We start from the raw sequence: 13,954 nt of genomic DNA, 5'->3' as shown, positions 1-13,954 counted from the left end.
ATGGACATCGGCGTCGTGCTGCAGAACGACCCACCCGCCCGGGTGGTGATCGACCTGGCGAAGAAGGCCGAGGCGGCCGGTTTCAGTCACGTGTGGACGTTCGACTCGCACGTGCTCTGGCAGGAGCCGTTCGTCATCTACTCCAAGATCCTCGACGAGACCGAGCGGGTGATCGTCGGGCCGATGGTCACCAACCCCGGCACCCGCGACTGGACCGTGACGGCGTCGCTGTTCGCCACGCTCAACGAGATGTACGGCAACCGGACCATCTGCGGGATCGGCCGGGGCGACTCGGCGCTGCGGGTGCTCGGGCTCCAGCCGCAGACGCTGGCCCAGCTGCGCGAGTCGGTGCAGGTGATCCGCGGACTGGCGAGCGGCGAACGGGTCACGGTGCGGGGGCAGGAACTGCAGCTCGCCTGGGCGTCGGCGAGCCGGCTCGACGTGTGGGTCGCGGCGTACGGGCCGAAGGCGCTCGCCCTGACCGGCGAGGTCGGCGACGGCTACATCCTGCAACTCGCCGACCCGGACATCGCCGCCTGGATGATCGCGGCCGTGCGCCGCGCGGCCGAGAAGGCCGGGCGCGACCCGGCGGCGATCAAGTTCTGCGTGGCCGCGCCGGCGTACGTGGGCGACGATCTGGCCCATCAGCGCGAGCAGTGCCGCTGGTTCGGCGGGATGGTCGGCAACCACGTGGCCGACATCGTGGCGCGCTACGGCAGCAACGGCGCGGTGCCGCAGGTGCTGACCGACTACATCAAGGGCCGGCAGAGCTACGACTACGCCGAGCACGGGAGGGCCGGCAACACCCACACCACGTTCGTGCCCGACGAGGTGGTCGACCGGTTCTGCATCCTCGGGCCGGTCGAGCACCACCTCAAGCGGCTGAGCGAACTGCGCGACCTCGGCGTCGACCAGTTCGCCGTCTACCTGCAACACGATGCGAAGGAGTCGACGCTCGCGGCCTACGGGTCGCAGATCATCCCGGTCCTGCCGTGAGACGCCTCCTGTTCGCTGTCGCCGGCCTGGCCGTCTTCGTCGCGCTGTGGGAGGGCTACAAGGCGGTCGGGAGTCCGGACGGGACGCTCCTGTTCGGGGTGCGCATCCTGCCCCGGGCCGACGACCTCTCGATGCCACACCTGTGGACGGTGCTGCAGCGGCTCGGCCGCCCCGAGATCACGGGCGGGCAGCCGATCTGGCTGGTGGTGCTGTCGGCCTGCGGCTTCACGCTCGGGATCACCGCGGCCGGTTTCGTCGTCGGCGCGGTGGTCGGGCTGGTCCTGGCGGTGCTGATGCAGCACTTCCGCATCGTCGAGCGAGGCCTGCTGCCCTATGTGATCCTCAGCCAGACCGTGCCTCTGGTGGCGCTGGCGCCACTGGTGGCGGGGTGGGGCGGCACCATCATGCCGCCCTGGGCGACGGTCTCGGTGATCGCCTCCTACCTGGCCTTCTTCCCGGTCGCCGTCGGCATGCTGCGCGGTCTGGAGTCGCCGTCGGTGAGCGGGGTGGAGCTCATGCGCAGCTACGCGGCCGGGTGGTGGCGCACGTTGGTCAAGCTTCGCCTCCCGGCGTCGCTGCCCTACCTGTTCCCGTCCCTCCGGCTCGCCGGGGCGGCCGCGGTCGTCGGCGCGGTGGTCGGCGAGATCTCCACCGGCACCCGGGGCGGCATCGGCCGCCTGATCATCGAATACTCGCGGGAGGCGACCACCGACCCCGCGAAGGTCTACACGGCGATGCTCGGGGCGGCCCTGCTGGGTCTGCTCGTCGCCGGCGCGGTCAGCCTGCTCGAACTGCCGCTGATGCGGCACCGGCGCCACGTGGAGGTGGTGACCCTGTGAGCGCGGTGATCATCGACAAGGTCACGAAGGTGTTCAACCCCGGCCGGCCCGACGAGGTGGTCGCGCTGTCCGAGGTGGATCTGACGGTCGGCGACGGCGAGTTCGTCTCGCTGATCGGGCCGTCCGGGTGCGGCAAGAGCACCCTGCTGCGGTTGATCGGCGATCTGATCCCGCCGAGCGCCGGCACGGTCACCGTCGCCGGGCAGGGCGCCGGGGCGGCGCGCAAGCAGCAGGCGTACGGGATCGCCTTTCAGCAGTCGGGGCTGTTCGAGTGGCGGACCGTGCTGCGCAACGTGGAACTGCCGCTCGAACTGCGGGGCATGTCCCGAGCCGACCGGCGGGCCCGGGCCCAGGAGATGCTCGGGCTGGTCGGGCTGGCCGAGTTCGCCTCGCACTACCCGGCGCAGCTGTCGGGCGGCATGCAGCAGCGGGTGGCGATCGCCCGGGCGCTCGCCGTGCAGCCGCCGTTGCTGCTGATGGACGAGCCGTTCGGCGCGCTCGACGAGATGACCCGCGAGCGGCTGCAGTCGGAGTTGCTCGCGATCTGCGGGAAGACCGGCACCAGCACGGTCTTCGTCACCCACTCGATCTCGGAGGCGGTCTTCCTCTCCGACCGGGTGGTGGTGATGTCGGCCCGGCCGGGCCGGATCACGGCCTCGATCGAGGTGTCGCTGCCGTCGCGGGACGACGCCGGCCGGCAGTCCGAGGCGTATTTCTCGAAGATCACCGAGGTGCGCCGGGCGCTGCGGTCACCGCGTACCGAAAGAGCGGAAGCCGCATGAAGCGCATGCGGGTCGTCCTGCCGCCGGTCGTCGTCGGCCTGGTCGCGTTAGCGGCCTGGCAGGCGACCGTGACCCTGGGCCGGATCGCGCCGTTCATCCTGCCGGCGCCGTCGGAGATCGGCAGCGAGTTCGTCGAGCAGCGCGCCAACATCTGGCACGCGGCCCTGGCCAGCGGCGCCAATGCGCTGGTCGGCCTGATCGGCGGGTCGGTCGTGGCGATTCTCGTCGCGCTGGCCGCCTCCCGCTGGCGGCCGCTGAGCGAGGCGTCGATCCCGTTCGCCGCGGTCGCCAACGCGCTGCCGATCATCGCGCTGGCGCCGATCCTCAACAACATGTTCGAGACGACCAGCAGCATCCCCCGCCGGCTGGTCACCGGGATCGTGGTGTTCTTCCCGGTCTTCGTCAACACGCTGCGCGGGCTGCGCGAGGTCGACCCGATCCATCGCGAGCTCATGCACTCGTACGCGGCGAGCGGGTGGACCTTCGCCGCCAAGGTGCGCCTGCCCGGCGCGCTCCCGTACGTCTTCACCGGCCTGCGGCAGGCGTCGTCGCTGGCCGTGATCGCCGCGGTGGTCGCCGAGTACTTCGGCGGGCTGCAGACCGGGCTCGGCTCGCGGATCACGTCCGCGGCCGCGTTCACCGCCTATCCCCGTGCCTGGGCCTTCGTGGTCGGCGCCTGCCTGCTCGGACTCGTCTTCTACCTCACCACGCTGCTCATCGAGCGGCTGGCCATGCCGTACCGGGCTCGACTCATCACATAGGACGGTGCTCCGATGTCGAAGATTCGCCTGTTGTCCACCATGGCCGCAGCAACGGTGCTCGTGCTGGCCGGCTGCGGAACCGCCGACAAGACCTCTACCGGAAAGGCCGACGCGAGCGGGCTCATCCCGATCAAGCTTCAGCTGCAGTGGTTCTACCAGGCCCAGTTCGCCGGTTACATCGCCGCCGTCGACCAGGGCTTCTACTCCGAGCAGGGCCTCGACGTGCAGTTGCTCGAGGGCGGCACCGACATCGTCCCGCAGACCGTGCTCGCGCAGGGCCGGGCCGACTACGCGGTCGCGTGGGTGCCCAAGGCGCTGGCCTCGCGGGAGCAGGGCGCCGGGATCACCGACGTCGGGCAGATCTTCGCGCGTTCGGGCACCTATCAGGTCGCGTGGAAGAGCAGCGGCATCACCTCGCCGGCCCAGTTCAAGAGCAAGAAGATCGGCAACTGGGGCTTCGGCAACGAGTTCGAGCTGTTCGCCGGGATGACCAAGGCCGGGCTCGACCCGGGCAAGGACGTCACCCTCGTGCAGCAGCAGTTCGACATGCAGGCGCTGCTCAAGCACGAGATCGACGCCGCCCAGGCGATGAGCTACAACGAGTACGCCCAGTTGCTGGAGGCCAGGGACCCGGCCACCGGCAAGCTGTACACCCCGGACGACTTCTCGATCATCGACTGGAAGCAGAACGGTTCGGCCATGCTGCAGGACGCGGTGTGGGCCAACACGGCCAAGCTCGGCAACCCGGCCTACCAGCAGCAGACGGTCAAGTTCCTGGCCGGCACCATCAAGGGCTGGGCATTCTGCCGGGACAACCTGCAGAAGTGCCGCGACATGGTGGTGGCCAAGGGCTCGAAGCTCGGCAAGAGCCACCAGCTGTGGCAGGTCAACGAGGTGAACAAACTGATCTGGCCGTCGACCGGCGGGATCGGCCTGGTCGACAGCGCGGCGTGGAAGCAGACGGTCGACATCTCGCTGCACACCAAGAACCAGACCGGCGACACCGTGCTCAAGAAGGAGCCGGACGCCTCGGCCTACACCAACGACTACATCAACCAGGCGCTCGCGCAGGTCAAGGCGGCCGGTGTCGACGTGACCGGGGCATCCTTCCAGCCACAGACGGTCACGCTGGAAGCCGGTGGTGCCTAGAGCGGGATCAGCCGGGCGGCCAGGGCGACCGCGGTCAGGTCGCCCTGGCGCAGCTTGTTCGCGGCGTCCTGTTCGCCGAGGTCCTCGAGCCGGTTCGCCGAGGCCTCGATCATGTTCTGGTCGCCGTTGAGGATCCGGCTGGCGATGCGCGACTGGGCCGGGCTGAGCTCGGCGTAGGCGCAGCGGTCGAGCGCCGCGATCGTCTCCTTGTCGAGCTTGCCGGCCATGGCGCGGTCGGCCACGATCTTGAGCAACCAGTCCGGCCACCAGCCGTAGCGGCCGATCGCCAGACCGGTCTGCACCGCGCTGGACGGTCCCTGACCGGCACCGATCAGCTTCACGGTCAGGGCGACGTCGAAGTATTCCAGGCGCAGCGCGGCCACGAACGCCTTGATCAGCGGGACCGTGCCGACGAAGGGCTCGGCCTCGCTGGCCGCGTCGGCGTACCGGCCCTGCAGCACGTGCACCAGCGCGGCGGTCTCGCCGGTGGCCAGGTCCTCGCTGGTCGCGCGCTCGTTCAGGCGCTCGACGGTGGCGATCAGCCGGGCGGTCGACTTGGCGGCCCGCTCGGCCAGCTCGGGGCTCGAAATCTTGTTGAGGTGGCGTACGACCACCTCGGTCGCGATCTCGGCCTCGCGGCGCAGCAGCGGGTTGGAGATCTTAGGGATGATCTCGTCGGCCAGCACCTCGGTCACCGAGGCGGCATCGAACCGGTCGGTGACGTCCTGGAACTGGGACCACCAGGACGCCGGGTGTCGGGAGGAGCGGCCGGGCTGCACCCCTCCAGCCTGTCCCAGGGGCGCGGACACGGTACCCGAATTATTCACTTTTCCCCCCACGGGAGTTCCTCCGGTTCGGCCGCGAGCGCGCCGGAATGCCGGGGCGCCGGGAGCTCCACGATCGTGTGCCAGCGGCCGCGCTGCCGGGACGCCTCCCGGGTCACCAGGTGCACCGGCAGCGGCGGCGCAGTGAACGGTCCGCTCCCCCACCGCACCAGGATCGCCAGGCGACCGGCGGCCGCCTCGGCAAGAAGCTTGTCGACCGTGCGGCGGCGCTCCAGCCGGTCCACCTCGACGACGATCGGCGGCGCCTCGGGCCGGGCGCAGGCCACGTCGACCACCGAGTTGCCGCGCAGCGGCGGCGGGAGCGGGAAGACGCTGGGCGCCCGGCGGTAGACCCGCCAGCCCTGGCTCTCGCCCCAGCGCGCCACCCCGTCCACCAGCCGGGCCGTGACCTCGTCGGTGGTGAGATCGGCGAACGTCAGCGTGCCGAGCCAGGCCTCGAGCGACCGGGCGGTTCGGGTGCCGTCGTCCTGTTCCAGCTCAGTCATGGGCCGTACCTTAAGCGGCGGCGTGGTCGCGCTGGGAAGCGAGCAGCCGAGTCATGTCGGCGGCCGGCATCGGCCGGGCCATGTGGTAGCCCTGACCCAGCGTGTAGCCGAGCAACATCAGCCGGTCCGCCTGCTCCTGGTTCTCGATGCCCTCGGCCACGGTGTCCAGGCCGAGCGCGCCCGCCAGCTGCTGCACCGCACGGGCCACCGCCTGCCGGGCGTCGGCCGCCGCCGAGCCGGGCTCGTCGAGCTCGATGCCGTCGACGAACGACTTGTCGAGCTTGACGATCGAAGCCGGGAACGAGCGCAGCAGGCTCAGCGACGACTCGCCGGTGCCGAAGTCGTCGAGCGCCATCCGTACGCCGAAGTCGTGCAACTCGTGCAGGGTCCGCGACACCTGCGGCCCGCGCAGCACGGCCGACTCGGTCAGCTCGAGCACCAGCCGGTCGGCCGGCAGCCCGGTCTCCGCCAGCACCTCGCGCACGTCGCGGACGAAGTCGGGGTCGTGCAGCTGCCGCACCGACACGTTCGGCCCGACCTTCTGCAGCGTGTCCGGGCCGAACTCGGCCAGCCAGGTGGCCGCCTGCCGGCACGTCTCGCGGAGCACATACCGGCCGAGCGGGACGATCAGGCCGGTGCCCTCGGCGGCCGGTATGAACTCGGCCGGGCCGACCACGCCGCGGGCCGGGTGCAGCCAGCGGACGAGCGCCTCGACGCCGACGATCCGGCCGGTCGCGAGCGCGACGATCGGCTGGTAGAAGACGGCGAACTCGCCCCCGTCCAGTGCCCGCCGCAGCTCGCCGCCGAGCTGGGCGTGCGTGGAGACCGGCTGTTCCATGCCCTCGTGGTAACGGACCCAGTTGGCCTTGCCGCGCTGCTTGGCGGAGTACATCGCCACGTCGGCGTCGCGCAGCAGGCGGTCGAGCGGGCTGCCGGCCGCCCCGGTGGCGATGCCGATGCTGGCGTGCACCAGCAGCTGGTGCTCGCTGACCGGGCCCCCGAACGCGTCGAGGATCCGCTGGGCGATGGTCTCGCCGAGGGCCGTCGGTTCGGTGACGAGGACGGCGAACTCGTCGCCGCCGAGGCGTACCGGAAGGCCGTCCGCGCCGGTCTCGGCGCGCAGCACCTCGGCCACCGCGATGAGCAGGCGGTCGCCGACGTCGTGCCCGAGCGAGTCGTTGACGGTCTTGAAGTCGTCGAGGTCGACCAGGAGCACTGTCGTGTCGCCGGTCGCCAGTTGGACGGCCAGGCGCTCCCGGTACAGCGCCCGGTTGGCCAGACCGGTCAGGCCGTCGTGGCTGACCTCGTGCTGCAGGCGCTCCTCGGAGGCGCGCTTCTCGCGCAGCAGCCGCGCGTTCTCGCGGAAGGCGACGAACTGCCGGACGGTCACCAGACCGGTAACGATCACCGAGGCGACGATCACCAACCGGTCGGTCCAGGTCAGGCTTCCGGGGATGACGGCTACCAGCGGTACGTCGACCGCCGCGACCGCCAGATAGGGCAGCCACGTGTTCGCCCGCCGGGGCCGGGCGCCGGTGGAGTTCCACTGCCGGCGGGCGGCGAGTACGCCGAGCGCCGGCGCGAGCGGCATCAGGACGGCCTGAGCGGGAATCGTGCCGGGGTTGCCGGCGGTCGTCATCAGCACCGCCGTCGCAGCCGCGACCAGACCTGTTCCGCCGATCATCCGCAACGCCGACCGGTCGATCGGGCCGCCCCGGATGTAGGCGACCTTGGTGACCGCGCCGATCGCGAGCACGAACGACATGCCGATCAGCGTGATCGCCTGGACACTCCACTGCCCGGCCGACATCATGAGCGGCGCCAACCCGAAGTGGAAGAGCACGGTTCCGCAGCCGAGGAAGGCGATCGAGCGGTCGAGCCACTGCCGCCACCGCTCGCCGGAGTTGGTGATGCCGAGCGGCACCCGGACCATCGCCCACATCGCGGTGAGGAAGCCCGCTCCGGCCAGCGCCGCCGCCGGCACCGGCATCGACGGCAGCACCGGGGACTCGCGGAAGGCGGCCACGGTCAGCAGCGCGTAGCCCGCGCTGAGAAAGCCGAAGGCGAAGATCATGAACCGCCAGAACCGGCGGGCCTGGCGGCTCAGCGAGCCGCGGCGCACCAGGTTCAGGGCCGCGAGGGCGCCGACGGCCGCGGTCACCGGCATGGTCACGTATGCGATGGCATCCGGACCGGCGCCGACCGTGACCTGCAGCAGGTACCAGATCGTGGAGACAGCGATGATCCCGCCGGTGACCAGGACGTATCGCCAGGGGGCGCGGGTCTGGGTGGTCACGCGTAATCCATCGGCCGAAGCTCGGGGCGGGTGAGCGATTCGGCTGTCTGGTGCGACACGCCCGGTGCCGGGCGTTGCCGGAAAGCGGAGCGCCCGGGAGCCGGGCGCAGCAGGATGTACGCATGGACGTGCACAGCCGGGAGGACGAGATCCGCACCCGGCTGGCGGACATCACCGGTCCGGAACCGGACGGGCCGGAACGCGCACTGGTCGGCGGGCTGATCCGTTCCTTCCTGGCCAAGACCCCGGTCGGGGTGGATCGGCTGGCCGAACTGCTGCGCGGCGGCACCCCGGGCGAGATACGCAACCACGCCCACGGGTTGAAGGGGTCGGCGTCCAACCTCGGCGCCGACACCCTTGCCGCGATCTTCGCCGAGATCGAGCGCGCCGCCCGCGACGGACGGGTGCCCGACCCCGATCTCACGCTGGGACGGGTCGGCGCCGAGCTGGCGCGGGTGGAGGCGGCGCTGGAAAAGCTGGCGCCTCTACTTCGAGTAACCATATGACGACGCCCGCCCGCCGGAAGGGCGTGCGCTGGACGGTGGGCCGCATGCTCACCGCCGGATTCGCGGTCGCCCTGGTCGCCCTCGGCGTGGTCGGCGCCGCGGCGTACGCCCGGATCGGCGCGCTCATGCACGCCCAGCAGCCGCTCACCCGGTCGCACCGGGTGCTCGGCGGGATCGGGAAGCTCGGCGACCTGGTCAACGCCACCGACCGCACCCAGCGCGAATACCTGAGCGACCACAACACGGCCTCGTTGCAGCTCTACCGCGACACGGCCGGCCTGCTCGACCAGACCCTCGACGAGGTTCAGCACGACACCGCCGACGATCCGGCGCAGCAGCGGCTGATCGGCCAGATCCGGCCGCTGCTGGCCGCCCCCGACCTCGCTGCGCCGGCCGAAAATGACTTCAACCGGGTCACCGCGCTGGTCGACGCGATGCACGACCGCGAGAACGCGGTGCTCGACCAGCATCTCGACGCGATCGACCAGAGCGCCCGCCGCACCCGGCTGCTGATCATCGCGGTGTCGGTCGGCACCGCGCTGTTCGTCGCCGCGGCCGGCCGCTGGATCACCAAGCGGATCACCTCGGCCGCCCACGTGGTCACCGAAGCGGCCGAGCGGGTGATCGAGGGCGACCTGACCCGGCCGGCCGAGGTGACCGGCCCGGCCGAACTGGCCCAGATGGCCCGGGCGGTCAACTCCTCGATGGCCGCGATGGCGACCGCCCGCGACGAGGCGCTCGCCGCGACCGCGGCCAAGTCGGCGTTCCTGGCCGCGATGAGCCACGAGATCCGCACCCCGATGAACGCGGTGATCGGCGGAACCAGCCTGCTCAACGACGGCCCCCTCGACGCCGGGCAGCAGGAACTCGTCGACATCGTGCGGGGCAGCGCCGAGTCGCTCCTCGTGATCATCAATGACATCCTCGACTTCTCCAAGATCGAGGCGGGCGAACTGGTCCTCGACGAACAGCCGGTCAACCTGCACGGACTGCTCGACGACGCGGTCAACCTGGTCGCGCTCACCGCCGATGCCAAAGGCCTGCGGCTCTCGGTCGAGATGGCACCCAACTGCCCGCTGACCGTGATCGCCGACGAGACACGGCTGCGGCAGATCCTGGTCAACCTGCTCGGCAACGCGGTGAAATTCACCGATCGGGGCGGGGTCTCGGTACGGGTCACCTTCGTTGAAGACCGCCTACGGATCGCGGTCCGCGACACCGGCATCGGCATACCGCCCGACCAGCTCGACCGGCTCTTCCAGGCGTTCAGCCAGGCCGATCCGGGCACCCGCGGGCGGACCGGCACCGGGCTCGGCCTGGTCATCAGCCGACGGCTCGCCGAGGCGATGGGCGGCACGATCCAGGTCACGAGCACACCCGGATCGGGCTCGACCTTCACGGTCGAGGCGGCGGTCGGGCTGAGCGACGAAAACGTCGCGCTTTCCTCCCGTACGCCGGCCCGGCGCCGCCGGACGCACCAGCCGCCCCTGCACGTGCTCCTCGCCGAGGACAACCCGATCAACCAGCGGGTGGCCGAGCTGATGCTGACCCGCCGCGGTCACACGGTTGACATCGTCGACAACGGGGCCGACGCGGTGCGGGCGGTGCACGAGGTGGCGTACGACCTGGTGCTCATGGACGTGCAGATGCCGGTCCTGGACGGGCTGTCAGCCACCGAGGAGATCCGCTCGGCGCCGCCCGCGCACGGCTCGCCGCGGATCGTGGCGCTGACCGCGAACGCAACGGCCGACGACCAGGCGGCGGGGCGACGGGCCGGGATGGACGACTTCCTGGCCAAGCCGATCCAGGAGGCCGACCTCGACCTGGTGCTGTCCGGAGGCCACCCCCGGGCCACCCCGGCGGCGCCCCCGACCGGCGAGGACGACGACATCCGCGCCTCGATCGCTGCGATCGCGGGCGCCGACTTCGCCAACCAGGTGCGGCTGGCCGACATCCTGCTCGCGTTCGCCCGGCGCCTCCCGGCGGTGCTGGCCGACATCGACAACGCGGTGGTCGACGGCGACCACGCGCGGGTGGACCGGCTGGCCCACGGGCTGAAAGGGTCGTCGGGCACGCTCGGCGCCCATCGGCTGGCCGGGGCCTGCGCGCGGCTCGAGGCGTACGCCCAGAAGCGTGACGTGGCCGGCCAGGCCGCCACCCTCCGGGAACTCCACGATCGGGCCGACGTGGCGGGGCGCGCGGTGACCAGTGTTTCCCAGGAGCTGGTCGCGGCGGCTGCTTAAGGTCGACGCATGGATTCTGTTGACTACGCCGTGCGGATGTCGCGGGCCGTGGCGGCCGCCACGGCGGAAGGCCTGGACGGGATTCTCGTCAGCCCCGGACCCGACCTGACCTGGCTGACCGGCTACCGGCCGCCGGCGGAGACCGAACGGCTCACGCTGCTGGTCCTGACCCGCGCCCACCCGCCGGCACTGATCGTTCCGGCGCTGGAACGCGGAGACGCGGCGGCGGTCCTCACGCTGGACCTGCTCGACTGGCGCGACGGCGACGACCCGTACGCGCTGGCCGCCGGGCTGCTCACGCCCTCCGGGTCGTACGGGGTGTCGGACTCGACGTGGGCGTTGCACCTGCTGGGGCTGATGGGGGCGCGGCCGGGAACGGGCTATCGGGGCCTTTCCGACGCGCTGCCCATGCTGCGGGCGGTGAAGGACTCGTCCGAGCTGTCCCGCCTGGAGGCCGCGGGGGCGGCGGCCGACGCGGCCTACACATCGATCCTGTCCGTGCCCTTCGCCGGGCGCCGGGAGCAGGACGTGGCTCTCGACCTGGCCGGCCTGCTCCGACAATTCGGGCATTCGTCGGTCGATTTCACGATCGTCGCGTCCGGGCCGAACGGCGCCGACCCGCATCACTCGGCCGGCCCCCGGACCATCTCCCCCGGGGACGCGGTGGTACTCGACTTCGGCGGCCTGATGGACGGATACGGCTCGGACACGACCCGCACGGTGGTCGTCGACGCGCCGTCCGACCTGCTGGTCAAGGTGCACGGAATCGTGCGGGAGGCCCAGGAGGCGGCATTCGCGGCGGTGCGGCCCGGGGTGAGCTGCCAGGAAATCGACCGGGTCGCCCGCGAAGTCATCACGGCAGCCGGGTACGGCCCGCAGTTCATCCACCGCACCGGCCACGGCATCGGGGTGACGACGCACGAGCCGCCATACCTGGTGGAAGGCGAGGAGAGGCCGCTGGTGCCGGGGATGTGCTTCTCGATCGAGCCCGGGATCTACCTGCCGGGCCGCTTCGGCGTCCGCATCGAAGACATCGTGACGGTGACGGAGACGGACGGGAGGCGCTTCAACAACACCGACCGCGGCCTGGCCGTGGTGCACTGACCCGCTCCGAGGCTTTCTTCTGCGGGTCGACGAGGCTTCTTCTGCGGGTCGACCGGGTCGGCTCTCAGCTCGCGGTTCTCCGCCTCGGCTCTCAGCTCGCCGCTCTCGCATCTGGACTCTCCAACCGCGGCTCTCAACTCGGGACTCTCCGACCTCGGCTCTCAGCCCACGGCTCTCCCACCTCGCCCGTCCTCACGGCTCGCCCACCTCGCCCGTCCTCACGGCTCGCCCACCTCGCCCGTCCTCACGGCTCGCCCACCTCGCCCGTCCTCACGGCTCGCCCACCTCAGGCCGCGCCGGACCTCATCCCCCAACTCTTCCCGCTCTCCCGGCTCAGGCCGGGCGGCCTTCGTAGGCCGCGAGGTGGGACGGCAGGCCGGTTCCGGATGGGAGGGCCGGATCGGGGACCGCCACGCCCCATGTCGTGACCACCGGGAGCTGACCCGCCCAGAGCCCAAGCGCAGCGTCCGGACTGTCACCGTCGTCCGGCGGGCCGTCACTGACCTTGACCGAGGCTTCTCCAAGGGAGAGCGCGAGCAGTGCGGTGGCAGCGAGCTCCTTGCGCGAGGGTTGCCGGGCATAGTCCCACTGACCGGGCGCCACGTGCTCGGTGAGCACCCGCAAGCCGTGCAGCTTAGCTTCGTCGTCGCGAACCCACTCCGGCACCCCGTAGATCATCGCGCTCCGATAGTTGATGCCGTGCTCGAACACCGACCGTGCAAGCACCAGCCCGTCGAACACCGTAACCGTCACACACACTTCGGCGCCCGTGGTGAGGCTCCGGCTGGCCACCGACCCGTGCAGATAGATCCGCTCCGCGTCGAACCCATAGACAGTAGGCACCACCATCGGATGCCCGTCGACGACGACGCCGAGGTGCGCAATCCGCCCCGCCGCCAGCACGGCAAGCAGCTCGGCGGGCTCGCTACGCCCGTTCTCTTTGATCCGGCGGTGCCGAGTACGGGGCGTCGACGACAGCATCCGACCACTCTAGGTGCGCAAGAACGCAGTGACGTGAAACGGGCAGCCGTTTCCCGACCTAGGCGCCGGGCCCACAGAGGCCTGTTCACGGAGGCCGACTCGCGCAGGCCGACTCGCGCAGGCCGACTCCGCACGCCGACTCGCGCACGCCGACTCGCGCACGCCGACTCGCGCACGCCGACTCGCGGACGCCGACTCGCGGACGCCGGCCCATCAAGGCGGGCGTTAATCAGGGCCAGCGTTCACCAAGGCCAGCGCCCACCACGGCGGCGCCCACCACGGCTGGCACTCAGCACCGCTGGCACTCGGCACCGCTGGCGCCCACCACCGCTGGCGCCCACTACCGCTGGCGTCGGCGATCCGGTCCGTCAGGCGGTGACGACGCTGCGGCGGGGGCACTCCGCCGCGCCGGTGCCGTGCGCGTGGCTGCCGTACTGGGCGAGCTCGCCGACTGTGGCGACGACGCGGTCGTTGGGGCACGGTTTGAGCAGCACCGCACAGACTCCGGCCTCGGCCGGCTGGGTGTCACCGGGATGCAGCTGACCGCTGAGCATGAGGATCGGGATGCCGGCGAGATCGGGGTGGCTGCGGATAGCCCGCGACAGCTCCAGGCCGTCCATCCGAGGCATGCCCAGATCGGTCAGCACCACATCAGGCCGGTTGGCGATCGCCGACTCGAATGCGGCCAGACCGTCCGGCTCGCGCGACACGGTGTGTCCTGCCCGCTTGAGTAGCCGGGTGAGGATCACGGCAATGTCCTCGTCATCCTCGGCGATCAGCACTACAGCCATGCGCGCTCCGGCCATCTCGCTTCCGGCGTTATTCAGAACAGCATGCGCCGGGCGTTGGTGCGCCGTGGTGCTTTTGCTCTATCCCGGATGCTCTCGCGGCCGTTTTGCGTCCGGGTGGTGTACACGCCGGATAACTTCCCGCTCTTTCGGGCGAATTCGGCAATCTCTGTTTCACC

At 71.0% G+C, this 13,954-nt stretch carries 13 protein-coding genes; 8 read left to right on the top strand and 5 right to left on the bottom strand.

The annotated features are described in order from the left end of the window. Genes ACIA5C_RS12570 through ACIA5C_RS12550 form a run of 5 tightly spaced genes read left to right on the top strand, consistent with a single transcriptional unit; the run spans position 1 to position 4,527 of the window. On the top strand, positions 1-996 hold the full coding sequence (locus tag ACIA5C_RS12570; RefSeq protein ID WP_396053754.1) for a TIGR03842 family LLM class F420-dependent oxidoreductase: 996 nt from the start codon (positions 1-3) through the stop codon (positions 994-996). Continuing rightward, complete coding sequence (locus ACIA5C_RS12565) at positions 993-1,835, top strand: ABC transporter permease (protein ID WP_396053752.1); 843 nt, start codon at positions 993-995, stop codon at positions 1,833-1,835. The genes ACIA5C_RS12570 and ACIA5C_RS12565 overlap by 4 nt, the downstream gene beginning before the upstream one ends. Next, positions 1,832-2,617: an ABC transporter ATP-binding protein gene (locus ACIA5C_RS12560; protein WP_396053750.1), complete on the top strand. Its 786-nt coding sequence runs from the start codon at positions 1,832-1,834 to the stop codon at positions 2,615-2,617. The genes ACIA5C_RS12565 and ACIA5C_RS12560 overlap by 4 nt, the downstream gene beginning before the upstream one ends. Continuing rightward, positions 2,614-3,378: an ABC transporter permease gene (locus ACIA5C_RS12555; protein WP_396053748.1), complete on the top strand. Its 765-nt coding sequence runs from the start codon at positions 2,614-2,616 to the stop codon at positions 3,376-3,378. The genes ACIA5C_RS12560 and ACIA5C_RS12555 overlap by 4 nt, the downstream gene beginning before the upstream one ends. A 12-nt stretch (positions 3,379-3,390) precedes the next feature. Next, positions 3,391-4,527: an ABC transporter substrate-binding protein gene (locus ACIA5C_RS12550; protein ID WP_396053746.1), complete on the top strand. Its 1,137-nt coding sequence runs from the start codon at positions 3,391-3,393 to the stop codon at positions 4,525-4,527. On the opposite strand, the gene ACIA5C_RS12545 is transcribed toward ACIA5C_RS12550, so the two are convergent. From ACIA5C_RS12545 to ACIA5C_RS12535, 3 genes are read right to left on the bottom strand one after another with little or no spacing between them, the layout of a single operon-like run. Beyond that, a complete protein-coding gene (locus tag ACIA5C_RS12545) occupies positions 4,524-5,306 on the bottom strand; it encodes a hypothetical protein (RefSeq protein WP_396053744.1) in 783 nt (260 codons plus the stop codon). The two genes, ACIA5C_RS12550 and ACIA5C_RS12545, sit on opposite strands and share 4 nt — an antisense overlap. A 44-nt stretch (positions 5,307-5,350) precedes the next feature. After that, on the bottom strand, positions 5,351-5,857 hold the full coding sequence (locus tag ACIA5C_RS12540; RefSeq protein ID WP_396053742.1) for a hypothetical protein: 507 nt from the start codon (positions 5,855-5,857) through the stop codon (positions 5,351-5,353). Between the two features lie 10 nt (positions 5,858-5,867). Beyond that, entirely contained in the window at positions 5,868-8,153 is a 2,286-nt protein-coding gene (locus ACIA5C_RS12535; RefSeq protein WP_396053740.1) for a putative bifunctional diguanylate cyclase/phosphodiesterase, read from the bottom strand. A 122-nt stretch (positions 8,154-8,275) separates the two neighbouring features. Here ACIA5C_RS12535 and ACIA5C_RS12530 point away from each other — a divergent pair, with 122 nt between their 5' ends. Genes ACIA5C_RS12530 through ACIA5C_RS12520 form a run of 3 tightly spaced genes read left to right on the top strand, consistent with a single transcriptional unit; the run spans position 8,276 to position 12,006 of the window. Beyond that, entirely contained in the window at positions 8,276-8,659 is a 384-nt protein-coding gene (locus tag ACIA5C_RS12530) for an Hpt domain-containing protein (RefSeq protein WP_396053738.1), read from the top strand. Then, complete coding sequence (locus ACIA5C_RS12525) at positions 8,656-10,902, top strand: ATP-binding protein (protein ID WP_396053736.1); 2,247 nt, start codon at positions 8,656-8,658, stop codon at positions 10,900-10,902. Before ACIA5C_RS12530 ends, ACIA5C_RS12525 begins: the two co-directional genes overlap by 4 nt. A 9-nt stretch (positions 10,903-10,911) precedes the next feature. Continuing rightward, positions 10,912-12,006, top strand: a complete 1,095-nt coding sequence (locus ACIA5C_RS12520) for an aminopeptidase P family protein (protein WP_396053734.1) — start codon at positions 10,912-10,914, stop codon at positions 12,004-12,006. Between the two features lie 333 nt (positions 12,007-12,339). Here ACIA5C_RS12520 and ACIA5C_RS12515 read toward each other — a convergent pair whose 3' ends face one another. Next, positions 12,340-12,987 carry a pyridoxamine 5'-phosphate oxidase family protein gene (locus ACIA5C_RS12515; protein ID WP_396053732.1) on the bottom strand — a complete coding sequence of 216 codons (648 nt, stop codon included), beginning with the start codon at positions 12,985-12,987 and terminating at the stop codon, positions 12,340-12,342. Between the two features lie 368 nt (positions 12,988-13,355). Continuing rightward, positions 13,356-13,778: a PleD family two-component system response regulator gene (locus ACIA5C_RS12510; RefSeq protein ID WP_396053730.1), complete on the bottom strand. Its 423-nt coding sequence runs from the start codon at positions 13,776-13,778 to the stop codon at positions 13,356-13,358. Positions 13,779-13,954: the final 176 nt, after the last annotated feature.

Origin of the sequence: Actinoplanes sp. NPDC051343 (assembly GCF_044455125.1) — a bacterium.
Classification (GTDB): Bacteria; Actinomycetota; Actinomycetes; order Mycobacteriales; family Micromonosporaceae; genus Actinoplanes.
The sequence above is the reverse complement of the archived record's forward strand: the minus strand, read 5'-3'. Positions and strand labels throughout refer to the sequence as shown.

Bases quoted from the DNA above. Each gene is read 5' to 3' on its own strand.
- ACIA5C_RS12570 (WP_396053754.1), top strand. From the start codon at position 1: ATGGACATCGGCGTCGTGCTGCAGAACGACCCACCCGCCCGGGTGGTG.
- ACIA5C_RS12555 (WP_396053748.1), top strand. From the start codon at position 2,614: ATGAAGCGCATGCGGGTCGTCCTGCCGCCGGTCGTCGTCGGCCTGGTC.
- ACIA5C_RS12550 (WP_396053746.1), top strand. From the start codon at position 3,391: ATGTCGAAGATTCGCCTGTTGTCCACCATGGCCGCAGCAACGGTGCTC.
- ACIA5C_RS12540 (WP_396053742.1), bottom strand. From the start codon at position 5,857: ATGACTGAGCTGGAACAGGACGACGGCACCCGAACCGCCCGGTCGCTC.
- ACIA5C_RS12530 (WP_396053738.1), top strand. From the start codon at position 8,276: ATGGACGTGCACAGCCGGGAGGACGAGATCCGCACCCGGCTGGCGGAC.
- ACIA5C_RS12525 (WP_396053736.1), top strand. From the start codon at position 8,656: ATGACGACGCCCGCCCGCCGGAAGGGCGTGCGCTGGACGGTGGGCCGC.
- ACIA5C_RS12520 (WP_396053734.1), top strand. From the start codon at position 10,912: ATGGATTCTGTTGACTACGCCGTGCGGATGTCGCGGGCCGTGGCGGCC.
- ACIA5C_RS12515 (WP_396053732.1), bottom strand. From the start codon at position 12,987: ATGCTGTCGTCGACGCCCCGTACTCGGCACCGCCGGATCAAAGAGAAC.
- ACIA5C_RS12510 (WP_396053730.1), bottom strand. From the start codon at position 13,778: ATGGCTGTAGTGCTGATCGCCGAGGATGACGAGGACATTGCCGTGATC.